Source organism: Azospirillum brasilense, assembly GCF_007827815.1.
Classification (GTDB): Bacteria; Pseudomonadota; Alphaproteobacteria; order Azospirillales; family Azospirillaceae; genus Azospirillum; species Azospirillum brasilense_C.
Genome location: NZ_VITH01000004.1, coordinates 386,304 through 412,686 on the forward strand (window position 1 = coordinate 386,304; position 26,383 = coordinate 412,686).

The following is a 26,383-nucleotide window of genomic DNA, read 5'->3' on the forward strand; positions in this document are numbered from 1 at the left end:
ATCCATGAGCACCGACAAGACGCCCGACCACAGCGCCACCGCCCTCTCTCCCCCCTTGCCCGACCTGTCCGACCTGGAGCGGCAGAAGGCGGAGATCGAGGCGATCCAGGCGCAGATGATGGATCTGCGCGCGAGGATCGACACACGCCTGGACGAACGTCGACCCACCATCGACGTCGTTCCGGTTCACCTCGACGAACCCGCGCCGCCCAATTCGCCCGCGGCCATTCGCCATACCGAATAAAACCTCGCAATTTTGACAACTCCCGCCTGAAAGCGTTACGCTGCCGTCAACGAATGGCGGCAGCGACCAAAGTGCCCGCCTGGATGGTCGGGAGGGCCTCATGTCGATCAACCCGTCGAACGCGCCGGCCTCCGGCCTCAGCCTCGGTTTCAGCCTCAAGGCGGCTCTGACCGTGCTGGGCGCCGACAAGGGAGCCCCGTCGCAGACCGCCGCCGGTCAGGCGGCGTCGGCCTCCGGCGGCTCGGCCGTCTTCGTCACCCTGTCGGTCGAAGCCCAGGCCTTCATGGCGACCACCACCGCGTCCAAGGCCGGCAAGACCGGAAACGGCACGTCCGCCGGTCCCTACGCAGCCTATTTCCCGACGCGTGACGGCAAGAACGCCACGGCGCTGGCCAAGGCGGTGTCCGATCCGGGGGCGGTGTCCAGTTCGGCGGGGTTGAGCGGGCCGGCCATCGCCAAGGACGCCCGCACCCGCATGGACGCGCAGTACGCGGCCATGAAGGCGAGCGGCAAGCCCTTCGACTTCGACAGCTTCGAGGGCCGGGACTGGTACTCCCTGATGGGCGATCTCGACCGCCGCTCGCTGGAAGCGGTCCGCAGCAACGCCGGCGGTAACTTCTCCAAGCAGGAGCAGGACATCGCCCAATCGATCATGGCGCAGCAGGAGGGTCTGGCCATGGGCCTCTACAACGGCCCGATCAGCCAGGAGGCCAGCTTCACCGATCCGTTCCGCGGCGACGAGGCCGCAAGGATGAAGGCGAACCTCACCTTCCTGGACGCCGTCGGCCCCGAGGAGAAGACCTCGACCGAATGGGCGACACGACGGGCGTCGGCGCAGGTGTCCTACGAAATCCACACGAGGGAGAAGGGCGATGAACCGGAAAAGCTCGACAGCGACAACCCGCTCGCGACCCTGATCAAGCAGGCGATGGACCGGTCGCAGTCCGACCCGCTGCGGCACATCCTTAAGACACCGGACGCGTTGAAGACACAGGCGTGGTTCAAGGGCTTCGAGTCCCGACTGGACACCACCGTCGCCCAAAACATGGCGCAAGGCATCGCCCAGGGCGTGGCGCTGGCGAAAGCCACCACGCCGGTGGCGGACTCCGCCAAACCGGCGTAGCCCCGCCCCCGGGTTGGCATTCCCGGCCGCTTTGCCTAGAGTGGGCCATCCCGGACAACAGACGGCCGATCCTTCAGCATGCCCCACACCGCCGAGGCGCCGAGCCGCCGTGCCATCGCGTCCTGGTGCCTCTACGACTGGGCGAACTCGTCGTACAACACCATCATCACGACCTTCATCTTCTCGGTTTATTTCGCCCGCGGCGTGGTCGGGGACGAGGTGGCGGGCGCCTCGCGCTGGAGCGCCGCGCTGACCGTCGCCGGGCTGCTGATCGCCCTGCTCAGCCCCGTGCTGGGCGCGGTGGCCGACCGGACGGGGCGGCGCAAGCCGTGGATGGCGCTGTTCACCGGCCTGACCGTGGTCTTCTGCGCCGCGCTCTGGTGGGTGAAGCCCGACCCGTCCCACGCTTTGTTCGCCCTGGACTGCGTGGTCATCGGCACCGTCGCCTTCGAACTGGCGAACGTCTTCTACAACGCCAGCCTGACCGCGCTGGCGCCGCCGCGGATGCTCGGGCGGATTTCCGGCTGGGGTTGGGGCATCGGCTATTTCGGCGGGCTGGCCTGTCTGGTGGTCGCCCTGTTCGTCTTCGTGAAGTCGCCCGCCCCGCTGTTCGGCCTGCTCGACACCGCGGAGCAGGCGCCGGTGCGCGCCACCGCCCTGCTGGCGGCCGCCTGGTACGGGTTGTTCGCCCTGCCCTTCTTCCTGTTCGTGCCGGACGTGCCGGCGACCGGTCTCGGCATCCGTCAGGCGGCGCGGGAGGGCATGACGACGCTGCGCCGGACGCTGGCGGAGACGCGCAAATACCGCAACACGCTGCGCTTCCTGATCGCCAGCGCGATCTACCGCGACGGCATCAACACCATCACCGCCTTCGGCGGCATCTTCGCCGCCCACGCCTTCGGCATGAGCTTCGAGGAGATCCTGCTCTTCGCCATCGCGCTGAACGTGGTGGCCGGCGTCGGGGCCATCGGCTTCGCCTGGGTGGACGACCGGATGGGGGCCAAGCCGACCATCCTGGTCAGCCTGATCGGCCTGACCGCCTTCGGCGTGCCGCTGCTGCTGGCGACGGAGAAGGCGTGGTTCTGGGTGCTGGCCCTGGGGCTGGGCGCCTTCTTCGGGCCGGCGCAGGCGGCCGGGCGGTCGATGATGGCGCGGCTGGCCCCGCCGGGCATGGTGGGGGAGATGTTCGGGCTCTACAGCCTGACCGGCCGCATGGCCGGCTTCGTCGGGCCGCTCGCCTTCGGGCTGGCGACCGCGCTGTTCGAGAGCCAGCGGGCCGGCATGGCGAGCGTTGTGGCTTTCTTCGTCATCGGTTTTGGGCTTATGCTGGCGGTTCGGGAGCCGGCACCGGGCGATGCGAATACGGTGCGACAGTCCGCCGCGGCATGACGGCGGATTCACCCAGCGGAAGCTGCTAACTTGCCTTTTGCTGCGACGCACAACGAATTTTGCGCGGAGGGCGGAACGGACATGTTGCACATCAAGGACATTGAGGCCTTCGCCCACATCAACGAGGCGCTGGCCCGCGACCAAGCCGCGGCGCGTGGGGAAAACGATTCGGCGGCACATCAGCCGGGGCATCACCCGGCGTTGCATCCGGCGATGCTGATCGCCATGGCGGCGACCGGGCGCCTGAAGCCGGACGACGCTGCGGACGGGAATCCCCAAGCCGAAGCCGCCGCCCTGCTGGCGCGGCTGATGGGGGCGCGGCGGGGGTAGAAAGTGCATTGCCCCCTCCCCGGCCCTCCCCCGCTCCGCGGTGGAGGGGGTTGGTCCCCTCCCTCGCCGAAGGCGGGGGAGGGTTAGGGAGGGGGCAAGAGCTCGCGAACGCGGATGCTCAGTGCCGGAAGTGGCGCATCCCGGTCAGCACCATCGCCAGACCCTTCTCATCGGCGGCGGCGATGACGTCGTTGTCGCGGATCGAGCCGCCGGGCTGGATCACCGCCGTCACGCCGGCTTCCGCCGCGGCCAGCAGACCGTCCGCGAAGGGGAAGAAGGCGTCCGAGGCGACCACCGAGCCTTTGGTCAGCGGCTCGCTCAGACCGGCGGTCTTGGCGGCCTCCGCCGACTTGATGGCGGCGATGCGCGCCGAGTCGACGCGGCTCATCTGGCCGGCGCCGACGCCCACCGTGGCGCCGTTCTTCGCATAGACGATGGCGTTCGACTTCACATGCTTGGCGACGCGGAAGGCGAAGAGCAGGTCGGCCAGTTCCTGTTCGGTCGGGGCGCGCTTGGTCACCACCTTGAGGTCGTCGAGCGTGATGCGGCCGTTGTCGCGGTTCTGGAGGAGGAAGCCGCCGGAGAGCTGCTTCACCATCATCCCCGGCTCGGCCGGGTTCGGCACGTCCTTGGTCAGCAGGACGCGCAGGTTCTTCTTGGTGGCGAGCAGGGCGCGGGCCGCGTCGTCGGCGTCCGGGGCGATCACCACCTCGGCGAACAGCTTGGCGATCTCCTCGGCCGTGGCGGCGTCCAGCGGACGGTTGACGGCGATGATGCCGCCGAAGGCGCTGACCGGGTCGCACAGCAGGGCCTGCTTGTAGGCGTCGAGCAGGTTCGCCCCCTCGGCCACGCCGCAGGGGTTGGCGTGCTTGATGATGGCGACGGCCGGGCGCTCGAACTCGGCGACCAGCTCGAAGGCGGCGTCGGTGTCGTTCAGGTTGTTGTAGGACAGCTCCTTGCCCTGGAGCTGGATCGCCGTCGCCACACCCGGACGCTGCTCGCCGGTGACGTAGAAGGCCGCCTGCTGGTGCGGGTTCTCGCCGTAGCGCAGGGTCTGGCTGAGCTTGCCCGACAGGGTGGTGCGCGGCGGGAAGGTCTCGCCGAGCTGGCCGGCCAGCCAGGAGGAGATGGCCGCGTCGTAGGAGGCCGTGCGGGCGTAGGCGCGCTGGGCCAGCGTGCGGCGGAGCTTCAGCGTGACGGCGCCGTCATGGGTCGCCAGCTCGTCCAGGACCGCCTCGTAATCCTCGGGATCGGTGACGACGGTGACGAAGTCATGGTTCTTGGCCGCGGCACGGATCATCGCCGGGCCGCCGATGTCGATGTTCTCCACGCAGTTGGCGTAGTCGGCGCCCTTCGACACCGTCGCCTCGAACGGATAGAGGTTCACCACCACGAGGTCGATCGGCGGGATGTCGTGGGTGGTCATCGCCTCGGCGTGGATGTCGCGGCGGGCCAGGATGCCGCCATGCACGCGCGGGTGCAGCGTCTTGACGCGCCCGTCCATGATTTCCGGGAAGCCGGTGTGGTCGGAGACCTCCTTCACCGGGATGCCGGCCTCGGCCAGCCGCTGGGCGGAGCCGCCGGTGGACAGGATCTCCACGCCCTTGGCCGCCAGCGCCTGGCCGAGCGCGACAAGGCCCGTCTTGTCGGACACGGAGATCAGCGCGCGCGTGATGCGGACGAGATCGGGGGCGGGCGAGTGGGCGACGTTCGGCGGGCTCATCGGGGCATCCTGGCTGTCATGGAACCGGCTGCGGCGGACAGGGCCTGAGAAAACGGGGCATGGGAAGACGGGACCCGGAAAGCCGGAAAAGCGAAACACCCCGCTTCGCCACCCCCGCCTGGGCGGGGGTCACGGTCGCAGGGCGAACACTCCACAGACTCTCGAAACAGGCACCGATCCGTATTCCCACGGCCTGTCCGCCGCGGATGCGCGCGGTTTACCCCCCCTTGCGCTCGCGGCGCAAGGCCCATTTCACCGTCTTGATGGCGGGGCCGGTATGTCCGGAGACGGCGATCTGGGTGGTCCGCCGCGGCTCGTCGCCGCTGCCCAGATAAATGCTCTCCTCCAGCTCCAGCGTGCCGCCCGACGCGCGCAGCCGCCAGGCGGCGCCGCTCGGCAGCTTCAGCTGCACCTGCCCGCCCTGGACGAGGCTCGCCTGGACCGCGGGGTGCAGGTGGAAGCGGATGGTGAAGGGCCGCGGCTCCGGCGTGGCGCCGATCACCGGCTCCAGCATGTCCTCGCCGCGCAGGTCCTCGCCGTTCTCCGCCAGATAGACGCGGCGGCGGTGCAGATAGCCGAAGTTGCGGCTGTAGCCGTTGTGGGTGGCGACGACCAGCACCGCCCCGTCGTTCTCCTGCCGCTCGCAGCCGACATGGGAGGGGCGGCGGCCCAGCCCGCCCTGCTCCATCACCTCCGACGAGTTGGTCTCGGCCAGCACGACGGTGGAATGGGCGGCGGTGCCGGCCAGCGCGGCGCGCCAGGGGCCGGTCTTCACCGGGTGGGCGCCGCAATTGACGATCAGCCGCTCCTTGCCGACCGACATCTCCAGCGACAGGGTGCCGGCGTGGGCGGTGGCGTCCAGCCCGGTGACCGGCGGCACGCCGGTGTCCATCAGCACCATGGTCCGCCCGGCGATCAGCCGCTCGAAGCCGGTGTGCGGCGCGCTCTTCAGCGGGCGCCCGCGGGCGTCGGCCTGGGCCAGCACCGTGTCGACCAGCGCCGCGTCCTCCTCCCGCCCGCCGTTGAACAGGGCGAGGCCGCCGTCGCCGTGGCGGAAGAAGCGCAGGGCCGGGGTCATGCGGTCGATGGCGTGCTGCAGCGCCTCCGGCACGTCGGCGCGGGCGGTGCGCAGGACCGACCGCATGTCGATCAGGTCGCGCAGGATGCGCAGCTGCACCGAGGGGCAGCGCTCGACATGGCCGCCGTCCGGCAGGATCTGGCGCGGCAGTTCCCGCTCCAGCAGCTTCAGCGCGTCCTGCCCGACCCGCTCGTGCTCCGGCAGGCAGAATCCGCCATAGACGAGGCCCTTGGCCGCGGTGACCAGCGCCTTGCCGTCCAGCGCGCCGGGCACCACGCGGGTCAGATGCTTGACCTGCCGGGCGAGGCTGTCGAAGACCGCGGCGCGGAACTCGTCGTCGGCGGAGGCGCAGTAGAAGTCGTGCAGGCCGATCCAGGCGGCGATGCGGGAGCCCAGCACCTCCGGCGCCCAGGTCTGGGCGTTCCAGCTTCCGTTGTGGTCCAGCCAGGACAGCACCAGCGCGCGGGCGCGCCGCCGCGCCGTGTCGCCGCCGACCGCCCGCAGGTCGCGCAGCCAGTCGAAGCCGTGCAGGGCGTCCTGCCAGACGGCGCCACCCGCCCGCCAGTTCGGCGCGCCGTGGGCGTCCGCCGCCGCCGCCTGCCCGCCGAAACGGAAGACGCCGGCCAGGATCGCCGAACCTTCGCCGGCGTCGCCCGGCCAGGGGTCCGGCGGCACGGCGGACAGGGCGGTCGGCGCGCGACCGCCCAACGTCAGCTTGTAGATCGGGTTGCCGAAGGCGATCTGCGCGACGCCGTCCCGCAAGCGGCCCATTTTCCCACGCCCGGCGCTCATCGGCTCACCCCGTCACACGGCAGGGGGAGGCGATGGCCGGCGCTTCGCTGAAGGCATTCGGGCGATCGGGGGGATGCATCCTGTTGTCGTATCAAATTCGCCTCGACCCCCGCAAGCCGGTGGTGCCCTAATCGTGCAACCGTCGCAGCCTTGCCACGAAGAACCCGTCGATCCCGCCGAGGTCCCCGAGCATGCCCGGCAGGGATCGTACCTCACCGCGCTCGTTGAGCAACTCGGCCAAATTGCCATCCCCCGCATGGCCGCCACCCAGATCAACCGGTGTGATGGGCAGCCGCTCGACCCGCTTGTCGCGGGCCAGGATGCGGTCGATCTGCGCCTCGCCCTCCTCCGGCTGGATGGAACAGGTGCAGTAGACCAGCGTTCCGCCCGGCTTCACCAGATCGACGGCGTGGGCCAGCAGGCGGCTCTGCGCCTTGGCCAGCTTGCCGATGTCCTCCGGCGTCTTGACGCGCAGGATGTCGGGATGGCGGCGGATCGCCCCGGTGGCCGAGCAGGGGGCGTCGAGCAGCACCGCGTCGGCGGGCTGGTCCGGGGTCCAGGTGGCGGCGTCGGTCGCCAGCACCTCCGCCGACAGGTTCAGGCGGGTCAGGTTATCCCGCACCCGCTCCAGCCGCTTGGCAGAGCGGTCGACCGCCGTCACCTCAGCGCCCTGCGCGACGAGCTGGGCGGTCTTGCCGCCGGGCGCCGCGCACAGGTCGTAGACGCGCTTGCCCGCCAGATCGCCGAACAGCTTGGCCGGCAGCGAGGCGGCGAGGTCCTGCACCCACCAAGCCCCCTCGGCGAAGCCCGGCAGCTCGGTGAGGTTGCCGCCGGCGGCGCGGCGCAGCGTGCCGGTGGGCAGCAGCCTGGCCTCCAGCCGCTCCGCCCACAACGCGGGGTCGGCCTTGACGGTGATGTCCAGCGGCGCCTCGTGCAGGTGCGCCTCGACGATGCCGCGGGTGCGGCCGATGCCGTAGGCCTGTCGCCAGGCGAGCCACAGCCAGTCCGGCGTGTTCAGGCGCCCGGCGTCCTGCTGGGCGGCCAGCTCCGTCCCCTCGCGCCCGATGCGGCGCAGGACGGCGTTGATCAGGCCCTTGTAAGGTTCAGCCCCCCTGGCCGCGGCCAGCTCGACCGCCGTGTCGACGGCGGCGTGGGCGGGCGTGCCGAGGAAGACGAGCTGGGCCGCGCCCAGCCGCAGGATGTCGTGAACGGTGGCCTTGGGCAGGCCCGGCTTGGCGAGGCTGCCCTGGATCAGCGCGTCGATCTGGCCGAGCCGGCGCAGCACCGTGGCGGTCAGCAGCCGCACGAAGCCGCGGTCGCGCGGGTCGAGCGCGCGCAACTCCGGATGCGCGTCGAACGCATCGTCGAAGGGAATGGACTTGCGCAGCACATCGCGCAGCAGGTCGAGCGCGGCGGAGCGCGCGGCAAGGGAGGCGTCGGACATGCCGCTGGATGTAGCGCGCCGGGCCGCGGGTGTCGAGTAGCCGCTGCACGCGGCCGAGCGGAATCGGACGCCGTTCGGCAGGGCCCCTCAGCGGGCCAGGGCGCCGCGCCGTCCGCCCTCGTGGTCGGGATAGGGGCCGACGTCCTCGACGACGAAGCAGACGACGCCGCGCAACTCGCCCCGGCGCAGGATGAAGCGGTTGCCGTTGCCCGCCTTCATCCCCCACAGCGCCGTCCCCTCCAGCGGGCTCAGCTCCAGCTCCGGCGGCACCGGGTCCTCGCCCAGCCGCTTGAGGAAACGGTCGGCGCGCACGCGGTCGTCCGGCGGCAGGCTGCGCGCGGCGCGGGCGTCGTAGCGGTCGCTCTTGACGTAGCGGGTCCCGGTTCCCTGGATGGGGCTGGACGGCCCGCCGGGGTCGGCGGCGGCGCGCTCCAGCATCAGCGCCCAGCGGGCGTCCCGCGCGACCGCCAGCGCGCGACGATGGACGGCGCGGCAGTGCTCGGCAAGCTCGTGGAAGCGGGGCATCAGGTCGCGCTTGCGGAAGCCGACCTCCATCATGACGCGCTCCACCGCCCCGTCCGCCGCCGTGCCGGACGCCGGGATGCCGAGCGTCTCCAGCGCCAGCAGGGCGTCGATGCGCCGGTCGTGGTCCGCCGCGGCAACGCCCTGCGTCAGAGTCTGCCCGAGTCGCTCCAGCCCCGCCTCGGCGCGGCGCTCCGCCTCGGCGAGGCACAGCAGCACGTCATCCCGGCTGGTGGCGACGGAAACGCTCAGCCACCCCGCCTCGAACAGCGGGGTCTTGTCGAGAAACAGATCCGGCACGATCCCTGTCAGCCGTCGGCGCGCATGCGCCCGACGATCTCCTCCAGCACCGCCTCGGCCTTGTCGTTGTCCACCTGGCAGGTGCCCGCCGCCTCGTGCCCGCCACCGCCATACTCCAGCATCAGCGGACCGATGTTGGTCTTGGAGCTGCGGTTGATGATCGACTTGCCGCAGGCCAGAACCGTGTTCTGCTGCTTCAGACCCCACAGCACGTGGATCGACACATTCGATTCCGGGTACATGGCGTAGATCATGAAGCGGTTGCCGGCGTAGATGGTCTCCTCCCGCCGCAGGTCGACGACCACGACGTTGCCGCGGATCGTGCTGCAGCGGGCGAGCTGGTCGGAGAACTTCGCCTCGTGCTCGGTGTAGAGGTCCACCCGCTCCTTCACGTCGGGCAGGGCGAGGATCTCGTCGATGCCATGGCTGCGGCAATAGTCGATCAGCTCCATCATGAGCTGATAGTTGGAGATGCGGAAATCGCGGAAGCGGCCGAGGCCGGTGCGCGCGTCCATGATGAAGTTCAGCAGGGCCCAGCCCTGCGGCTTCAGGATGTCTTCGATGCCGTATTGGGCGGAGTCGGCCTGATCGACCGCGGCCATCATCGCGTCGGAGATGGTCGGGAAGCGCTCCTTGCCGCCGTAGTAATTGTAGACGACGCGGGCGGCGGAGGGGGCGTCAGCCTCGATGACGTGGTTGTCGCGCTTGCCGACGCGGATCGTCTCCGACAGATGGTGGTCGAAGGCGAGGTGGACGCCGGGCACATAGGGCAGGTTGGTGGTGATGTCGCGGTCGGAAATCTCGACCTTGCCGTCCTGCATGTCCTTGGGATGCACGAACTTGATCTCGTCGAGGATGCCCAGCTCCTTCAGGAGCACGGCGCAGACCAGCCCGTCGAAGTCGGACCGGGTGACGAGGCGGTATTTCGTGACGTCGGACATGCGGTGTTCCCCCTGAGCGCCCCACAATCGGCAAGCGGAGGGAAGGTAGACGTACGTCTTTCGGCGTGCAACCGCGAACCGTCCGGGCCGGAAAAGCCAGCCTGAACGCAGCGCCCGGCGAACGCGGGCAAAAATCGACACGGATTTCACGGATCAAAACCGGATTTCACGGAGCTGATCGGCCCGGTGCGGCTGGAATGAGGCACGGATCGGGGACTCCATGAAATCCGTGCCCAAATCCGTGAAATCCGTGTCGATCTTGCCCCTGGCTTCACCGCCCATCCGGTCGTGCGATGGACATGGCGAACTCAGCCCCAGGGGCTGCGCGGCATGAAGGAGGGGCCGGCCATGCCGCGCAGGCGGCGGACCCGTTCCTCCATGTTCGGGTGGGTGGAGAACAGGCTGTCCAGGCTGCGCCCATGCAGCGGGTTGGCGATGAACAGATGCGCCGTGGCCGGGTTGGATTCCGCTGCGTAATTCGGGATCTGGTGGGCGTAGTTGTGGATGCGGGTCAGCGCGTCGGCCAGCCACAGCGGGCGCCCGCAGATCTCCGCGCCGATGCGGTCGGCCTCGTACTCGCGGGTGCGGCTGATCGCCATCTGGACGATCATCGCGGCGAAGGGGGCCAGGATGGCGATCAGGATGCCGCCGATCAGCCCCAGCGGGTTGCCGCCCTGCCCGTTCTGGCTGTTGCCCTGCGACGCGCCGAAGAACATGCCGAAGTTGGCGATCATGGAGATGGCGCCCGCGATGGTCGCGGTGATCGTCATGATCAGCGTGTCGCGGTTCTTCACATGGGCCAGTTCGTGCGCCATGACGCCGGCGATCTCCTCCGGGCTGAGAAGGCGCAGCAAGCCGGTGGTGGCGGCGACCGCGGCGTTCTCCGGGTTGCGCCCGGTGGCGAAGGCGTTGGGCTGGTCGTTCTCCATGATGTAGACGCGCGGCATCGGCAGGCCGGCGCGCTCGGCCAGCTGCTGGACAATGCCGTAATATTCGGGGGCGGTGTAGGCATCGACCTCCCGCGCGCCGTACATGGACAGCACCATGTCGCCGGAGTTCCAGTAGCTGAACAGGTTCATGCCCAGCGCCATGACGAAGGCGATCATCATGCCGCCCTTGCCGCCGATCAGATAGCCGATGCCCATGAACAGGGCGGTCAGGCCGGCGAGGAGGATGGTGGTCTTCACATAGCTGGTCATGGCAGTGTTCTCTTGACGATGTTCCGGGCGATCTTCTGGATGGTTTCACTGTTGGTTGGACAGGACGGCCCCGGCGGGGCTTTCCGCCGGACCTGTCTGGTGATATGGGCTTGGCGGAAGGCATCGTTCAAGATGGCCAAGCACCGCACCCGACCCCAGAGGACGGCCATGACCGAGACGAAGACCACCGGACCGGGACCGCAGGACGCCGCGAAGCCCGCCTCCGAGGCGACGAAGACCGATGAGGCCCGGACCCCGGACGCCAACGCCGGAGAGGGGGCGAAGGGACCCGAGCAGATGCCCGGCGAGATCGGCGGCCCGCAGGGACCGGAGCCGACCCGCTTCGGCGATTGGGAGTTCAAGGGCCGCTGCTCGGACTTCTGATCCAGCACCGCTAGGACCGATTGCCTGAACATCCCTGCTCCGAAATTGAATACATACGCAACCAGGATAGAATACCTAGGTTGTGCTTGATGCGTTCCTGTTCGCGCGCTATTCTGTGACCGGTTCGCCGCTTCGCGAACCGGTGCCCGGAAAGGCCGTGCCATGGGATCGCCCAAGACCTTCACCCCATGCCCGGCCCGCTCCGCCGGGCTCTGGCTGGCGCTTCTCTCCACGTTGCTGTCCGGCCCAACCCACGCTGCTCCGCCCGCCCTGCCCGGCCCGATCCCGGCGGAGGTCCTGGAGGTCCTGGACGGCGACACGCTGCTGGTGCGCGCGACCATCTGGCTGGGCCAAGTGGTGGAAACCCATGTCCGCGTGGATGGGCTGGACGCGCCGGAGATGCGCGCCCGCTGCCCCCATGAGCGGGAACTGGCGGAGACCGCCCGCGACCACGCGCGCCGCCTGATCGGGGCGGCCCCGGTGCGGCTGCTCGACGTTCAGCCCGACAAATATGGCGGCCGGGTGCGCGCCCGCGTGCTGACCGGTGGGGGTGACGACCTGTCGGCCGCGCTGATCGCGGCAGGGCTCGCCCGCCCCTATCATGGCGAACGGCGCCAACCCTGGTGCGACGGGACGGGCATGGGCTAACCCGGCTCCACCAAAGGATGATTTGGGAACCCGCCGTCTCGCTCCGCTGTTGCCCCTCCCACCAAGGAGGAGAGCGAACCATGACGACCCAGGCCTCGTCTTACGTCCCCGGCGCCATCGCCTTGCTGGCCGCCAGCCTCGCCCTGACCGGTGCCGCCGCCGCGCAGGACGCCAAGACGATGGAGGGTGGCCTCGGCGCCGCCCCGCCGTCCCAGGGCGAAGCCTGGATGGAATCGACCGGCGCCCAGGACCCGACGCTGGGCGAGCGCCGAACCGACAAGCAGAAGAACGCAGCGGAAACCCGCGCGCAAGGCCGCATCGGCTCCGTCCCCGACGCGGCGAGCGGCGAGTCCGGCCTGAAGCCCGGCACCGCCGAAGACGTGAAGTCGCAGTCCGGCAGCGGCACCTCCGACGGATCGGACTCCACACCCAAGTAACAGTTCCAAAACGAAACCGGGGGCCACGAAGGCCCCCGGTCCGTAGACAGGCTCCGATGAACGCCACGATCAGGCGTTGTTCATGCGGTTCTCGATCAGGTCGGTCACGACGGTCGGATCGGCCAGCGTCGAGGTGTCGCCCAGGCTGTCGTGCTCGTTCGCGGCGATCTTGCGCAGGATGCGGCGCATGATCTTGCCCGAACGGGTCTTCGGCAGGCCCGGCGACCACTGGATCAGGTCCGGCGAGGCGATCGGGCCGATCTCCTTGCGCACCCAGGCCACCAGTTCCTTGCGCAGCTCCTCGGTCGGGCTTTCCCCGGCGTTGAGCGTGACGTAGGCGTAGATGCCCTGGCCCTTGAGGTCGTGCGGGTAGCCGACGACGGCGGCCTCGGCCACCTTCGGGTGGGCCACCAGCGCGCTTTCCACTTCCGCCGTGCCCATACGGTGGCCCGACACGTTGATCACGTCGTCGACGCGGCCGGTGATCCAGTAATAGCCGTCCGCGTCGCGGCGGCAACCGTCACCGGTGAAGTAGTAGCCCGCGAAGGTCGAGAAGTAGGTCTGGACGAAGCGCTCGTGGTCGCCGAACACCGTGCGCATCTGGCCCGGCCAGCTGTCGGCGATGCAGAGGTTGCCCTCCGTCTCGCCCTCCAGCTCCTTGCCGTCGTTGTCCACGACGACCGGCTTGACGCCAAAGAAGGGCTTGGTCGCGGAGCCCGGCTTCTGGCCGATGGCGCCCGGCAGCGGGGTGATCAGGATGCCGCCGGTCTCGGTCTGCCACCAAGTGTCGACGATCGGGCAACGGCCATCGCCGACCACGTTGTAGTACCACAGCCAAGCTTCCGGGTTGATCGGCTCGCCCACCGAGCCCAGGATGCGCAGCGAGGAGCGGGAGGTCTTCTTCACCGGACCCTCACCCTCGCGCATCAGCGAGCGGATGGCGGTCGGGGCGGTGTAGAAGATGTTGACCTTGTGCTTGTCCACCACCTGCCAGAAGCGGGAGATGTCCGGATAGGTCGGCACACCTTCGAACATCAGCGTGGTGGCGCCGTTGGCCAGCGGGCCGTAGACGATGTAGCTGTGGCCGGTGACCCAGCCCACGTCCGCGGTGCACCAGTAGACCTCGCCGTCCTTGTAGTCGAAGACGTACTGGTGGGTCATCGACGCGTAGACGAGATAGCCGCCGGTGGTGTGCAGCACGCCCTTCGGCTTGCCGGTCGAGCCCGAGGTGTAGAGGATGAACAGCGGGTCCTCCGCGCTCATCTCCTCCGGCGGGCAGTCGGCGGAGACCGACGCGATCTCCTCGTGGTACCAGAGGTCGCGGCCCTCGGTCCAGGCGACGTTGCCGCCGGTGTGCTTGACGACCAGCACATGCTTGACGCCCGGCGCCGCGGCGACGGCCTTGTCGGCGTTCGCCTTCAGCGGAACCTTGCGGCCGCCGCGCAGACCCTCGTCGGAGGTGATGACGAAGTGGCTGTCGCAGTCGACGATGCGGTCCTTCAGGCTGTCCGGCGAGAAGCCGCCGAACACGATGGAGTGGATGGCGCCGACGCGCGCGCAGGCCAGCATGGCGTAGGCGGCCTCGGGGATCATCGGCAGGTAGATGGTGACGCGGTCGCCCTTCTTGACGCCGTTCTTCTTCAGAACGTTGGCGAGGCGGCAGACCTGCTCGTGCAGCTCCTTGTAGGTGATGTGCTTGGAAACGCCCGGATCGTCGCCCTCGAAAATGATGGCGGTCTGGTCGCCGCGCGTCGCCAGATGGCGGTCGACGCAGTTGGCCGAGACGTTCAGCGTGCCGTCGTAGAACCACTTGATGTGGACGTCCCCGGTGTAGCTGACGTCCTTCACCTTGCTGTAGGGCTTGATCCAGTCGATGCGCTTGCCCTGCTCGCCCCAGAAGGCTTCCGGATCGTTGATCGATTGCTCGTACAGGCGGGCGTAGGCGGCTTCGTCCACGTAAGCGGTCTTGGCGATTTCCGGCTTAACAGGAAAAAACGAATTGTCGGACATTGGCTCGCGATTCCCCCGTAGTGCTTCTGGTTACGCCCTGAAGGGCTGTTGGGGAGCGGCTTCCGACCGCCCCTGTTGCGGGACATTATCCACACAAGTTCCCGTCACCACAAGCAGAACGGCTGATTGTGCGTCCTCTCCATCGGGGCTTTCGGTCCCTCTTTGTTGCAGCGCACCGCCCGTTCCTTTGACGTCACCAGCATCCAAGCCGGCGCGACCGCGCGACTATTTGTCGCGCATAATACGAAAGCATGATAACGCCCTTCGGGGGGCCGCTTAACCCGGTCTTAACCGGCGCATCGTTAGCGTGCATGGCGTTCCCCCAACAGCAGGGCACCGGAATGGCCAGCACGACCAACGCGGACGGCACCACCGGAAACGGCACCACAGGAAGCGGCGCGGCCGGCGGCAGCGCCGGGCAGGGCATCGAACTGGCCGGGCGCCTGTCGGAGATGGGCAGCCGCACCAGCCTGATGGTGATCGACGCCGCCCTGCGCACGGCGTCGCTGGCCGAACTGGAAACGTCCGGCTCGGCCGCCCTGGCGCCGTTCGGAACGGAGGCCGGCTTCGCCGGGGCCGCGGCGGAGATGCAGGCGCTGGCCCGCCGGATGCTTCAGGCCACGCAGGACTTCCAGGCGGCCATCTGCGAACCGGCGGACTGACCCGCCGGGCGCAGACGAGCGCTCTCGCCAGTTTTAAAGAGCCGTCACGCCTCGATCCCGGCCAGCGCGCAGACATGGGCCCATTCGGCGTCCGACACCGGGCAGACCGACAGGCGCGACTGCTTGACCAGGGCCATGCCCTGGAGCAGCGGGTCGGCCTTCATCGTCTTCAGCGTGACCGGCGTCTTCACGGGCAGCAGCGCCCGCACGTCGACCATGCCGAAGCGCCCCGCCTCGTCGCTCGGGTCCGGGTAGTATTCCCGCGCGATCTCGACGACGCCGACCACCTCCAGCCCCTCGTTCGAGTGGTAGAAGAAGGCGCGGTCGCCGACCTTCATGGCCTTCAGGTTGTTCGACGCCTGATGGTTGCGCACGCCGTCCCAATGGGTGGTGCCGTCGGCGACCATGCGCTCCCATGAGTATTTGAAGGGCTCCGACTTCAGAAGCCAGCGGGCCATCGCCGTCCGCCCCCGCTCAGGACTTCGGGTAGACCCGGCGCCACGCCCGGATCTCCACGCTTTCGAACAGCCCGGCCTGGGCGTAGGGGTCGTTGGCGGCGAACGCCTTGGCGTCGGCCTCGTCGGCGCACTCCACGATCAGCAGGCTGCCGGCCATGCCCTGGCCGTCGTCGGCCAGCAGCGGGCCAGCGGCGAACAGACGGTCGGCGTGCGCCTCCAGATAGGCCAGATGGGCCGGGCGGTTGTCGGCCCGCACCTGGGCGGCGCCGGCCTTGTCGGTGCAATGGAACATGTACAGCATGGGGAACCCCTCCGTTCGGTCGGGCGGGAGCCTAGCGCAGCCGCGACCGCCGCGGAAGGTGCCGCGACGCGCGGTCGGCCGCGGACGGACATGCCTCAGCGGTGCAGCCAGAGGAAGGGCGCGCGCAGCGGCGGCGGACGCCCGGGACGCGCGCGGCCGTCGTTGCGGAGGGTTCGTTCAGGCGCCGCGCTGTTTTCGCCCGTCCCCGCCCCGTCGGGCGGCAATCGTCCGCCCGGCGTCCAGCAGGGCGGCGGCGCGGAGCGCCAGCAGGGCGAACGGGTGCGGCGGGGCGAACATGGAACGGACTCCTATTGCGATGGCGCGAAGCCTCGCACAACCCATCCGCCCTTGCAACCATTCCGAAATCGGGAAACCGCCCGTTCCTCAGCGACCCTCCCCGCGGAAGGGCCGCGACAGCAGACCGTCGATGGTCGCGTCCAGCCCGGCGCCGCGGTTCAGGATGGCGTCCACGGCGGCGCACAGCGGCATGTCGACGCCCTTCCTCCCGGCCAGCCCGACCACCGCGGCGGCGGTGTAGACGCCCTCGGCGACGGAGCGGCGCTCCGCCAGCACCTCGGCCAGCGTCCGGCCGGCGCCGAGGGCGGCGCCCAGCGACATGTTGCGCGACTGCAGGCTGGAGCAGGTCAGCGTCAGGTCGCCCAGCCCCGACAGCCCCATCAGAGTCTCCGGCCGTCCGCCGAGCGCCAGGGCCAGCCGCGTGATCTCCGCCAGCCCGCGGGTGATCAGCGCCGCCCGCGCGTTGTCGCCCAGCTTGCGGCCCTCCACCACGCCGCAGGCGATGGCCAGCACGTTCTTCACCGCCCCGCCGATCTGCGACCCCACCACATCGTCCGACAGGTAGGGGCGGAAGGTGCGGCTGCCCAGCGCCTCGACCAGACGGGCGCCGAGCGCGGCGTCGGCGCAGGCCAGCGTCACCGCGGTCGGCAGGCCGCGCGCCACCTCCGCCGCGAAGGTCGGGCCGGACAGCACGGCCAGCGGCGTCCCCGCCGGCAGCGCGGCGGCCGCGGCCTCGCTCATCAGGGCGTGGCTGTCCAGCTCGATCCCCTTGGCGCAGATGACCAGCGGGGTGCCCGGCCGCAGATGGCCGGCAAGGCCGGCGCAGGCGCTGCGCAGATGCTGGGCCGGGGTGACGAGCAGGATGGCGTCGCAGGCGGCGGCTTCGGCCAGGTCGCCGGTCGCGCGCAACGCGGCGGGGAGGCTCACGCCGGGCAGATAGTCGCGGTTCTCCCGCGCGGCGTTGACCGACTCGACCACCGCCGGCTCGCGCGCCCACAGCAGGGCCTCCCGCCCGGCGCGCAGGGCGGCCAGAGCCAGCGCCGTGCCCCAGGCCCCGCCACCGATCACGCCGATGCGCCGGACGTCCGTCGCCGCCATGGATTCCCCCGTTTTCCTGTTCTGGTTCATTGGATTTGGCCGACTGTTTAGGCGGAGCGGTCCCCGTCCGCAACCCGGACGGTCACGCCTCCGGCGTCAGCAGGAGCTTCATCCCGACATGGCTCGCCCGGAAGCCCAGCCGCTCGTAGAAGCGGTGGGCGTCGGTGCGCCGGGTCTGGCTGGTCAGCTGCACCATCACGCATCCCTCGGCGCGGGCCAGCGCGATGGCGTGCCGCATCATGGCGCTGCCGATCCCCTGGCCGCGCAGCGCGCCGTCCACCTTCACCGCCTCCACCGTCGCCCGCGACGCGCCGCGGCGGACCAGCCCGTGCACGACGGTGAACTGGAAGCAGCCGACGATCCGCCCGTCCAACTCCGCCAGCACGATGGAATTGCCCGGCTGGGCCGCCATGCGGTCGAAGGCCTCCCCGTAGACCGGGTCGAGCGGCTCGCTGTAGACGTCCCCGGCCGTGGACAGGGCGTCGTCGGCGGTCAGCCGGACGATCGCCGGGACGTCGTCGCGTCCGGCGGTGCGGAAGGTCAGGGTCACGACGGGCTCATCCTCACGCCTTCACGCCGGAGCCGACCCCGGCCTTGCCGATGGCCGGCTTCGCGTTGGGGTCGAGCGGCCAGCGCGGGCGCGGCGCGAAGTCCAGCGGGTCGGTCTGGCCCAGCCGAAGCCGCTCGATCCCCGCCCAGGCGATCATCGCCGCGTTGTCGGTGCACAGCCGCAAGGGCGGCGCCACGAAGGGCATGCCCTCGCGGTCGGCCAGCTTTTGCAGGCGGGCGCGCAGCGTCTTGTTGGCCGCCACGCCGCCGGCCACCACCAGGGCGCCGCCCTGCGGGTGCGTCTCCTTGAACCGGCGCATGGCGCGGGCGCAGCGGTCGGCCATCACCTCGGCCACCGTGGTCTGGAAGGCGGCGGCGAGGTCGGCCCGATCCTCCGCCGAGAGCGGCGTTCCCAGCTCCTCGACATGGCGCCGCACCGCGGTCTTCAGACCGGAGAAGGAGAAGTCGCAGCCGGGGCGCCCGACCATCGGGCGCGGCAGGTCGAAGCGGCCCGGGTTCGTCGCCAGAGCCGCCGCCTTCTCCAGCAGCGGCCCGCCGGGATAGCCGAGGCCGAGCAGCTTGGCCGTCTTGTCGAACGCCTCGCCCACCGCGTCGTCGATGGTGGTGCCGAGCCGCCGGTATTGGCCCACCCCCTCGACCGCCAGAAGCTGGCAATGCCCGCCGGAGACCAGCAGCAGCAGGTAGGGGAAGGGCACATCGTCGGTCAGCCGGGCGGTCAGCGCGTGGCCTTCCAGATGGTTCACCGCGACGAAGGGCAGGCCGCGCGCCGCGGCGATGGCCTTGGCGGTCATCACCCCGACGATCACCCCGCCGATCAGCCCCGGCCCGCCGGTCGCCGCCACGGCGTCGAGGTCGGCGAAGCCCAGCCCGGATTCCGCCATGGCGCGGCGGATCAGCCCGTCCAGATGCTCCAGATGGGCGCGCGCGGCGATCTCCGGCACCACCCCGCCGTAGGGCGTGTGGTCGTCCAGCTGCGACAGCACCACGTCGGCGCGGATCTCCCGCGCGTCGGTCACGATGGCCGCCGCCGTCTCGTCGCAGCTCGTTTCGATTCCAAGAACGATCATGATGGCCGTCAAACTAGCCGTCTCCATCGCTCTGGTATAGGGTCTTGACCCGGATTCCTCAGGACTTTCCCTTTCCATGAACAAGGACGTCCCCGACCACGACGCCAGCATCGTCTATTACGACGGCGATTACCCCTCGCTGGAGATCGGCGAGGCGCGGGCCGAGCATGCGGCGACGCTGGCCCGGCTCGGCATCCTCGGCGACGTGCCCTTCTACAAGGAGCGCGCGGCGGAGACCGGCGGCCCGGTTCTGGAGATCGGCTGCGGCACCGGCCGCCTGACCATCCCGCTGGCCCGCGCCGGGCACACGGTGTGGGCGGTGGACGTTTCCGACGCCATGCTCGACCAGCTCCGCGCCAAGCTGGCGCGCGAGGCGCCGGAGGTGCGGGACCGCGTCCACATGGTGCGGCAGGACGCCACGGCGCTCGACCTGCCGGTGCGGGACTTCCGGCTGGCCGTCTTTCCCTTCAACGTGCTGATGCTGATCCCCGACCTGGCGGCGGAGCGCCGCGCGCTGGCCGCCGCCGCCGCCCATCTGGCGCCGGGCGGCGCGCTGGCGCTGGACGTGATGAACCCGCTGACCATGCCGATGGACGCCGAGTCCAAGCCCAGCCCGTCGGAACCGCGGCGCAGCCCCCACAGCGGCAACCGCTACATCCGCAACAGTATGGCCACCCGCCTGGACGAACAGCAATGCCAGCGCATCCACGGCTGGTACGACGAGCTGCTGGCGGACGGCAAGATCGCGGTGACCGAATACGGCTTCACCTGGCGGATGATCTTCCGCTACGAGCTGGAGCTGATGCTGGAGACCGCCGGATTCGCCGTGGAACGGCTGGCCGGCGATTTCGAGGATGCGCCCTGGACGGTGGACAGCCGCCGCATGGTGGTCACGGCGCGGCGCGCATCGTGAGATATGCCGCAAAGTGTTTCACCAAAGAGTAGCATGCCCGTCACCAGGGCTTGCAAAGCGCGGCGGATCGCCTAGAACACTGCCCTCATGACCCAACCGCTCCGCATCGGCACGCGCGGCAGCCCGCTGGCGCTGGCGCAGGCCCACGAGACCCGCGACCGGCTGATCGCGGCGCACCCGCATCTGGCCGCCCCCGGCGCCATCGAGATCGTCGTCTTCAAGACGACCGGCGACCGCATCCTGGACCGCACGCTGGCCGAGGCCGGCGGCAAGGGCCTGTTCACCAAGGAACTGGAGGACGCGCTGCTCGACGGCCGCGCCGACCTCGCCGTCCATTCCATGAAGGACGTGCCGACCTGGATGCCCGACGGGCTGGAGGTTTCCACGCTCCTGCCGCGCGAGGACACGCGCGACGCCTTCTTCTCGCGCGGCGGCCACACGGTGGACACGCTGCCCGCCGGCTCGGTCGTCGGCACCGCCGGCCTGCGCCGTCAGGCCCAGATCCTGGAGCGGCGGCCCGACCTGACCGTCGTGCCCTTCCGCGGCAACGTGCAGAGCCGCCTCGCCAAGCTGGAGGCCGGGGAGGTCGACGCGACCCTGCTGGCGCTCGCCGGGCTGCGCCGCCTCGGCCTGACCGACCGCATCACCGCCGTGCTGGAGCATGAGGAGATGCTGCCCGCCGTCGCCCAGGGCGCCATCGGCATCGAGATCCGCAGCGCCGACGACACCACCCGCGCCCTGCTCGCCCCGCTGAACTGCGCCGCCACCACGGCCCGCGTGACGGCGGAGCGCGCGCTCCTCGCCATGCTCGACGGCTCCTGCCGCACCCCCATCGCCGGGTTGGCCACGCTGGACGGCGACCGGCTGCATCTGAAGGCCAAGGTGCTGTCCAACGACGGGCGGCAGGTCTTCCGGGCCGAGCGCAGCGGCAGCTCCGCCGACGCCGCAGCGATCGGCGCCGACGCCGGGGCGGAGATCAAGGCGGTCCTGCCGCCCGACTTCTTCAAGAGCTGACGGCGGCCGGCGATGGCGGCCCCTCACCTCCTGGTCACCCGTCCGGCGGAGGATTCCGAGCCGCTGGCGGCCCGTCTGGGCGCACTCGGATTCGCCGTGTCGGTGGAACCGATGCTGGAGATCCGCTGGCTCGACGGGCCGGAGCCGGACGTCGGGAACGTACAGGCCCTCCTCTTCACCAGCGCAAACGGCGTACGGGGCTACACCAGACGTACGAGCCGACGTGACCATCCGGTCTATGCAGTCGGCGACGCCACCGCGACCGCCGCCCGCGCGGCCGGTTTCACGCAGGTCGAGAGCGCATCCGGCGACGTGTACGCGCTGGCCGATCTGGTGCGCCGCCGCTGCACCGCAGCAGCGGGTCCGCTACTTCATGTCGCAGGAACCAAGCTCGCCGGCGACCTGTCGGCCATGCTGGGCTCGTCCGGATTTTCCATCCTGCGGGAAACGCTGTACGACGCCGTTCCGAGCGCGCGGCTGTCGGACGGCACGGCGGCGTTGTTGCGTACGGGAACACTGGACGCCGTGTTGTTTTTCTCTCCCCGTACCGCCCGTTCGTTTGTTAGGCTTGTCGCCGAGGCCGGGCTCATCGACCGCTGTCGTACAGTGGACGCGCTCTGCCTCAGCCCCGCGGTCGCGGAGGCTGCCCGCGCGTACGGTGAGCTGGGAGTGACACCGTGGCAGAACGTACGGGTGGCGCCACGGCCGGAGCAGGACTCTCTGCTCGGCCTGCTGCCGGAAGCATCCGGCGGCACGGGCCGGGCTTGAGCGCATCCGCTTGGGGGCTTGTGTGGCGTTCGTTGAGAACAACTGCGACCAGAAGGCACCCAATGACCTCTCGCCCAGGCTCCGAACACGAGGCTGACCCGAACGGCCACACGCCGTCCGACCAGAACCAGACGCCCCAGAACCAGATGGCCGACCAGAACCAGGTGCCCGGCGGCCCCGCCGTCGAACGCATCATCGAGCGCTTCGGCGGCATCCGCCCGATGGCCCACAAGCTGGACATCCCGGTCACCACGGTGCAGGGCTGGAAGAAGCGCGGCGCCATCCCGCTGGCCCGCCACGCCGACCTCCGCGCCTCCGCCGCCAAGCACCGCATCAAGCTGAGCGAAGCCGACCTGGAAGCCGCCACGCCGAGCGAGGACCGCAACGCTCCCGACGCCGCCGGCTCGGTGATGCCGCTGCCGCCGCCGGACGCCCCCGTCATCGCGTCAACCGCTCCCCTTTCCGAAGGCGCCGAGCCGTTCAAAACCGAGTCCGGCAAGGCCGAGGACACCCTGCCGGGCGCCGACACGCTGCCGGGCGGTGGCCCGGTGCCGGCCGCGGACCTGCCGCCCTCCACCCTGCCGCCCGTCGCTGATACTCTTCCGGGCGCAGCCGACACGCTGCCCGGCGGCGGCGTGAAGGCCGAGACGATCAAGGGCGAGGAGATCCGCTCCGAAGAGATCAAGGAAGAGGCCAAGGCCGATCCCTTCAAGGCCGCCGCCTACACGTCGGACGAGGTCAAAAGCGAGACTCCGCCGCCGGTGGAGCCCCCCGCCTCCGCCTACACCACCTCCTCCTACGAGCCGCCGCGCTACGAGGCGCCGCGCGAGGAGCGCAAGTCCGGGGCCGGCTTCGCCACCGCCGTGTCGCTGATCGCCCTGCTGGTCGGCGCCGCCGCCCTGTCGCAGCCCTGGTGGGGCCCGCGCGTTCCCGGCTGGCCCACCGCCGGCGGCCCCGCCGCCCCGTCCGCGGCCGCCCCGGCGGCGCAGCCCGACCCGGCCCTGCGCAACCAGATCCAGCAGCTGTCCGAGCGCCTCGCCAAGCTGGAGCAGCGCCCCGCCGCCGCCCCGGCCGAGGGCAACGCGGCCGCTTCCGGCATCGACCAGCAGACGCTGGACAACGCCGTCGGCCAGCTCACCGCCCGCATCCAGCAGCTCGAGGAGCGTCCGCAGGCCGCCGCCGCGGCGGCTCCGGCCGAGCCCGACCCGCGCGTCGCCCAGCTGACCGAGCAGCTCGGCCAGGTCCAGCAGCGCGTCGACGCGGTCGGCAGCGAGGCCCAGGCCGCCGGACAGATCCGCCAGGAGGTGGACGCGCTGAAGCAGGAGCTGGCCGCCGTCAACCAGGCGGTGGAGACCCGCCGCGACGCCGCCACCGCCGCCCAGACGCTGGTGCTCGCCGCCGGGCAGCTCCGCTCCGCCCTGGCCGCCGGGCAGCCGTTCCAGCAGGAACTCCAGGCCGTCCGCGCCGTGGCGTCGGGCGACGCCCAGGTGACGCAGCCGCTGGAGGCCGTGGCCGGCTACGCCGCCAAGGGCGTGCCGACGCAGCCGCAGCTCACCGACCGCTTCTCCGCCATGGCCTCCGACATCGTGCGCGCCGACAACCAGGGCGAGGGCAACGACTGGGTCGAGCAGGTCACCGGCAAGATCGCCACGCTGGTCACCGTGCGCCGCTCGGGCGGCGACGCGGTCGGCGACGGCGCCTCGGCGGTGGTCGCCCGCGCGGAAGCCGCCCTGCAGGCCGGCAACCTCGGCGGCGCGGTCAAGGAGCTGGCGGCCCTGAAGGGCCCGGCGGCGCAGGTCGCCGCGCCGTGGATCGCCGACGCCAAGGCCCGTCTGGCCGCCAACGAGGCCGGCCAGCAGCTCACCAACCGCGCCATCGGCCTGCTGTCGCAGTCCGCCGGGGTCAAGGGAGCGGCCCAATGACACGCGCCATCTGGTTCATCATCAAGGTCGCCATCGTCGTCGCGATCGCGGTCTGGCTGGCCAACCACCCCGGCACCCTCGCCATCAACTGGCAGGGCTACGTCGTCGAGACCGGCATCGGCATCGCCATCCTGATCGGCGTGGCGGCCCTGGCGGCGGGCATCGTCCTGTACCGGCTGGCCCGCGCCATCCTGGGCGCGCCGCGCAACTACGGCCGCTACCGCCGGTCGCGCCGGCGCGAGCGCGGCTACCAGGCGCTGACCCGCGGCATGGTCGCCGTCGCCGCCGGCGACGCCACGACCGCCCGCAAGATGGCCCGCAAGGCCGACGGGCTGCTCAACGAGCCGCCGCTGACCATGCTGCTGTCGGCCCAGGCCGCCCAGCTCCAGGGCGACGACCGTGCGGCGAAGGAATACTTCACCGCCATGCTCGACCGGCCGGAGACCGCCTTCCTCGGCCTGCGCGGCCTGCTGACGCAGGCGCTGAAGGCCGGCGACCGGGTGGAGGCGCTGCAGCTCGCCCGCCGCGCCCAGTCGCTCCAGCCCAACACGCCCTGGCTGCTCGGCACGCTGTACGACCTGGAAGCCCGCTCGGGCGAATGGGCGGCGGCGGAAGGCACGCTGCAGCAGGCCGTCCAGGCCGGCGCCATCAACCCCGACGACGGCCGCCGCCACCGCGCCACCCTGCTTCTGGAGCGCAGCTTCGAGGCGGAGCGCCGCGGCCGGTCCGACTCGGCCCTGTCGCACGCCCAGGCGGCGCACGACCTGCTGTCCGGCTTCGTCCCGGCGGCGGCCCGCGCGGCCCGGCTGCAGATGGCCATCGGCAAGCACAAGAATGCCGCCAAGACCATCGAGCGCTGCTGGCGCGTCAACCCGCACCCCGACCTGACCTCGGCCTACCGCGAGGTGGTCTCCAGCTACGACCCGATGACCCGCGTCAAGCTGTTCGAGAAGCTGCGCAACCACGCCCCCAACGACGTCGAGTCGCTGCTGGCCGTGGCCCGCGCCGCCCTCGACGCCCATCTGTGGGGCGAGGCCCGCGCCCACCTGACCAAGGCGCTGGAGATGCGGCCGTCGCGCCGCGTCTTCCAGCTCCTGGCCGAGCTGGAACGGGCGGAGCGGCAGGACGAGGAGGCGGCGCGCGCCTGGCTGGCCCAAGCGGCCAACGCCCCGGCGGACGCGGCCTGGACCTGCAGCGCCTGCAACGCGGTCAGCCCGAGCTGGGGCGGCCTGTGCGGCCACTGCGGCGCCTTCGACAGCCTGGAATGGAAGACCCCGACCGTCAGCATGTCACTGATGAGCCCGGAGTCGGCGCCGACGGCCATCGCCCACCACGCGACGGAGCCGGTCACCGGCCAGCCGGGCGTCGCCCCCGGCGGCCAGATCGCCCCCCAGGGGGCGACCTGACCCCAAGGCCGGTCGCAGCACGAAAAAAAGCCCCTTCCCGGTCCGCCGGGGAGGGGCTTTTTCTTTGTGGTGCAGCGGCTTTGAACCCTATGCCCCGAACCCTAAGCGTTGCCCAGCCGGGCGCCGTCCAGGATGGCCTCGTCGAAGATGGCGCTGCTGCGGTCGCAGCCGGTCAGATCGGCCAGCGTCAGGTCGCAGCCCTTCATGTTCGTGGCGCTGAGCGAGGCGCCGGCCATGCGGGCGCGCACCAGCGACGCCCGCATCATCTTCGCCCCGGCGCTGATCAGCAGCATCCCCAGATTGGCCCCGTCCAGGCAGCCGTCGATGAGGATCGCGCGGTCCAGCTTGGCGCCGCGCAGGTCGGCGCCGCGCAGGTCTGCGGAGCGCAGGTCGGCGCCGTCGAACTGGGCCGCCTGGAGTTGCGCGCCGTTCAGCCGGGCGTGGCGCAGCCGGACGCCCGAGCCCTTGGCGAGCGTCAGGACCTTGCCCGACAGGTCCACCCCGTCCAGGTTCAGGCCGGTCAGATCGAGCTGGCGCCCCTGCTGGCCGCTGGTGCCGAGCCACAGCAGATGCTGGTGCAGCAAACTTTCGATCTCCGCCGCCGCGATCGCCGGGCGGGCGGGCTCGGCCGCCGGCTCCTCGTCCGGTTCCGGGGAAGGCTGCGGCGCCTCGGCGGCGGCGGCAGCCTCCTCGTCGGTGCGGATGGAGGTGACGAGGTCCAGTTCCGACACCTTGGCGCCGTCCAGGATGGCGCCGCGCAGATCGGCGCCGTTCAGGTCGGCCCCCTGGAGGTCGGCGCCGGAGAAGTTGCAGTCGCGCAGGTCGGTGCGCTGGAGCCGCGCGCCGGACAGGCGGGAGTTGGTGAAGTCGGCCGCCCGCGCGAAGCTGCCCGACAGCTTGGCCCGCGCCATGTCGGCGTTGGTCAGCTTGGCCGAGGCCATGTCCGCCGGTCCCGGCTCGAACCCGATCACCTTCAGCTCGCCGGACGCGCTGCGGTTGGCGACGCTGCCGTCGCGCAGGTCGACCTCCACCATCACGGCGCCGTCCAGGATGGCGCCGCGCACGTTGGCGCCGCGCATGTCGGTGCGGTAGAGCCGCGCCTCCGACAGGTCGGCGCCGCGCAGGTCCGCGCCGTAGAGGTCGGCGTGGTCGAGGATGGTGCCCTGCATCCGGGCGTCGCGCAGGATGGCGCCGGACAGGTGCGCGCCGGTCAGGTTGCGGCCCGACAGGTCGAGCCCGGTCAGGTCGAAGAAGGGCAGGTTGGCGCGGGCGCCGTTGGGCCGCCCCTCGGTGAAGCGGACATGGCGCTCGCACACCCGGTCCAGCTGCTCCTGGCTCAAGCG

At 70.8% G+C, this 26,383-nt stretch carries 26 protein-coding genes; 13 read left to right on the plus strand and 13 right to left on the minus strand.

Translation table 11 applies throughout. The features are described from left to right. The first annotated feature begins 4 nt into the window (after positions 1–4). From FBZ83_RS10805 to FBZ83_RS10820, 4 genes are all read left to right on the plus strand, one after another. The gene (locus FBZ83_RS10805) at positions 5–244 is read left to right on the plus strand and encodes a hypothetical protein (protein ID WP_145682432.1); all 240 of its coding nucleotides are present in this window, start codon (positions 5–7) and stop codon (positions 242–244) included. Positions 245–344: 100 nt separating this feature from the next. Next, positions 345–1,367: a hypothetical protein gene (locus tag FBZ83_RS10810; protein ID WP_145682433.1), complete on the plus strand. Its 1,023-nt coding sequence runs from the start codon at positions 345–347 to the stop codon at positions 1,365–1,367. A gap of 78 nt (positions 1,368–1,445) precedes the next feature. Continuing rightward, positions 1,446–2,756, plus strand: coding sequence for an MFS transporter (locus tag FBZ83_RS10815; RefSeq protein ID WP_145682434.1), 1,311 nt, complete (start codon positions 1,446–1,448; stop codon positions 2,754–2,756). 81 nt (positions 2,757–2,837) lie between these two features. After that, on the plus strand, positions 2,838–3,086 hold the full coding sequence (locus tag FBZ83_RS10820) for a hypothetical protein (protein ID WP_145682435.1): 249 nt from the start codon (positions 2,838–2,840) through the stop codon (positions 3,084–3,086). 118 nt (positions 3,087–3,204) lie between these two features. On the opposite strand, the gene purH is transcribed toward FBZ83_RS10820, so the two are convergent. From purH to htpX, 6 genes are all read right to left on the minus strand, one after another. Continuing rightward, positions 3,205–4,809, minus strand: a complete 1,605-nt coding sequence (gene purH / locus FBZ83_RS10825) for a bifunctional phosphoribosylaminoimidazolecarboxamide formyltransferase/IMP cyclohydrolase (RefSeq protein WP_145682436.1) — start codon at positions 4,807–4,809, stop codon at positions 3,205–3,207. A gap of 217 nt (positions 4,810–5,026) precedes the next feature. Continuing rightward, positions 5,027–6,658: a heparinase II/III family protein gene (locus FBZ83_RS10830; protein WP_145682437.1), complete on the minus strand. Its 1,632-nt coding sequence runs from the start codon at positions 6,656–6,658 to the stop codon at positions 5,027–5,029. A 148-nt stretch (positions 6,659–6,806) separates the two neighbouring features. Then, entirely contained in the window at positions 6,807–8,123 is a 1,317-nt protein-coding gene (locus FBZ83_RS10835) for an RsmB/NOP family class I SAM-dependent RNA methyltransferase (RefSeq protein ID WP_145682438.1), read from the minus strand. Between the two features lie 87 nt (positions 8,124–8,210). Beyond that, entirely contained in the window at positions 8,211–8,945 is a 735-nt protein-coding gene (locus FBZ83_RS10840; RefSeq protein WP_247888255.1) for a hypothetical protein, read from the minus strand. Between the two features lie 8 nt (positions 8,946–8,953). Then, positions 8,954–9,886: an exopolyphosphatase gene (locus FBZ83_RS10845; RefSeq protein ID WP_145682516.1), complete on the minus strand. Its 933-nt coding sequence runs from the start codon at positions 9,884–9,886 to the stop codon at positions 8,954–8,956. Between the two features lie 308 nt (positions 9,887–10,194). Then, a complete protein-coding gene (htpX, locus tag FBZ83_RS10850; protein ID WP_145682439.1) occupies positions 10,195–11,085 on the minus strand; it encodes a zinc metalloprotease HtpX in 891 nt (296 codons plus the stop codon). Between the two features lie 168 nt (positions 11,086–11,253). Between htpX and FBZ83_RS10855 the strand changes: the two genes are divergently transcribed. The 3 genes from FBZ83_RS10855 to FBZ83_RS10865 all read left to right on the plus strand — a co-directional run bounded on the left by FBZ83_RS10855 (position 11,254) and on the right by FBZ83_RS10865 (position 12,554). Further along, complete coding sequence (locus FBZ83_RS10855) at positions 11,254–11,469, plus strand: DUF1674 domain-containing protein (protein WP_145682440.1); 216 nt, start codon at positions 11,254–11,256, stop codon at positions 11,467–11,469. Positions 11,470–11,631: 162 nt separating this feature from the next. Further along, the gene (locus tag FBZ83_RS10860; RefSeq protein ID WP_145682441.1) at positions 11,632–12,117 is read left to right on the plus strand and encodes a thermonuclease family protein; all 486 of its coding nucleotides are present in this window, start codon (positions 11,632–11,634) and stop codon (positions 12,115–12,117) included. Positions 12,118–12,197: 80 nt separating this feature from the next. Next, the gene (locus FBZ83_RS10865; RefSeq protein ID WP_145682442.1) at positions 12,198–12,554 is read left to right on the plus strand and encodes a hypothetical protein; all 357 of its coding nucleotides are present in this window, start codon (positions 12,198–12,200) and stop codon (positions 12,552–12,554) included. Positions 12,555–12,623: 69 nt separating this feature from the next. On the opposite strand, the gene acs is transcribed toward FBZ83_RS10865, so the two are convergent. After that, on the minus strand, positions 12,624–14,564 hold the full coding sequence (gene acs / locus FBZ83_RS10870; protein ID WP_145682443.1) for an acetate--CoA ligase: 1,941 nt from the start codon (positions 14,562–14,564) through the stop codon (positions 12,624–12,626). Between the two features lie 341 nt (positions 14,565–14,905). Here acs and FBZ83_RS10875 point away from each other — a divergent pair, with 341 nt between their 5' ends. Then, complete coding sequence (locus tag FBZ83_RS10875) at positions 14,906–15,226, plus strand: hypothetical protein (RefSeq protein ID WP_145682444.1); 321 nt, start codon at positions 14,906–14,908, stop codon at positions 15,224–15,226. Between the two features lie 44 nt (positions 15,227–15,270). On the opposite strand, the gene FBZ83_RS10880 is transcribed toward FBZ83_RS10875, so the two are convergent. The 5 genes from FBZ83_RS10880 to tsaD form a co-directional block, all read right to left on the minus strand. After that, a complete protein-coding gene (locus tag FBZ83_RS10880; RefSeq protein WP_035669391.1) occupies positions 15,271–15,684 on the minus strand; it encodes an EVE domain-containing protein in 414 nt (137 codons plus the stop codon). A 16-nt stretch (positions 15,685–15,700) separates the two neighbouring features. Then, positions 15,701–15,985, minus strand: a complete 285-nt coding sequence (locus tag FBZ83_RS10885; protein WP_145682445.1) for a YciI family protein — start codon at positions 15,983–15,985, stop codon at positions 15,701–15,703. Positions 15,986–16,369: 384 nt separating this feature from the next. Next, entirely contained in the window at positions 16,370–17,380 is a 1,011-nt protein-coding gene (locus FBZ83_RS10890; RefSeq protein ID WP_145682446.1) for an NAD(P)H-dependent glycerol-3-phosphate dehydrogenase, read from the minus strand. Between the two features lie 82 nt (positions 17,381–17,462). Continuing rightward, positions 17,463–17,930 carry a GNAT family N-acetyltransferase gene (locus FBZ83_RS10895; protein WP_145682447.1) on the minus strand — a complete coding sequence of 156 codons (468 nt, stop codon included), beginning with the start codon at positions 17,928–17,930 and terminating at the stop codon, positions 17,463–17,465. A 13-nt stretch (positions 17,931–17,943) separates the two neighbouring features. Then, the gene (tsaD, locus tag FBZ83_RS10900; protein ID WP_145682448.1) at positions 17,944–19,017 is read right to left on the minus strand and encodes a tRNA (adenosine(37)-N6)-threonylcarbamoyltransferase complex transferase subunit TsaD; all 1,074 of its coding nucleotides are present in this window, start codon (positions 19,015–19,017) and stop codon (positions 17,944–17,946) included. Positions 19,018–19,093: 76 nt separating this feature from the next. On the opposite strand from tsaD, the gene FBZ83_RS10905 reads away from it, so the two are divergent. The 5 genes from FBZ83_RS10905 (at position 19,094) to FBZ83_RS10925 (ending at position 25,040) form a co-directional block, all read left to right on the plus strand. Beyond that, positions 19,094–19,930: a class I SAM-dependent methyltransferase gene (locus FBZ83_RS10905; protein ID WP_145682449.1), complete on the plus strand. Its 837-nt coding sequence runs from the start codon at positions 19,094–19,096 to the stop codon at positions 19,928–19,930. Between the two features lie 87 nt (positions 19,931–20,017). Further along, positions 20,018–20,944 (plus strand): hydroxymethylbilane synthase, encoded by a 927-nt coding sequence (hemC, locus tag FBZ83_RS10910; RefSeq protein WP_145682450.1) that lies wholly within the window; start codon positions 20,018–20,020, stop codon positions 20,942–20,944. Between the two features lie 12 nt (positions 20,945–20,956). Continuing rightward, positions 20,957–21,712, plus strand: coding sequence for a uroporphyrinogen-III synthase (locus FBZ83_RS10915; RefSeq protein ID WP_145682451.1), 756 nt, complete (start codon positions 20,957–20,959; stop codon positions 21,710–21,712). A 62-nt stretch (positions 21,713–21,774) separates the two neighbouring features. Next, positions 21,775–23,634, plus strand: coding sequence for a COG4223 family protein (locus tag FBZ83_RS10920; RefSeq protein WP_145682452.1), 1,860 nt, complete (start codon positions 21,775–21,777; stop codon positions 23,632–23,634). Further along, positions 23,631–25,040 (plus strand): heme biosynthesis protein HemY, encoded by a 1,410-nt coding sequence (locus tag FBZ83_RS10925; RefSeq protein ID WP_145682453.1) that lies wholly within the window; start codon positions 23,631–23,633, stop codon positions 25,038–25,040. The genes FBZ83_RS10920 and FBZ83_RS10925 overlap by 4 nt, the downstream gene beginning before the upstream one ends. 101 nt (positions 25,041–25,141) lie before the next feature. Here the strand turns inward: FBZ83_RS10925 and FBZ83_RS10930 are convergent, their stop codons facing one another. Beyond that, a complete protein-coding gene (locus tag FBZ83_RS10930; protein WP_247888256.1) occupies positions 25,142–26,380 on the minus strand; it encodes a pentapeptide repeat-containing protein in 1,239 nt (412 codons plus the stop codon). Positions 26,381–26,383 lie beyond the last annotated feature (3 nt).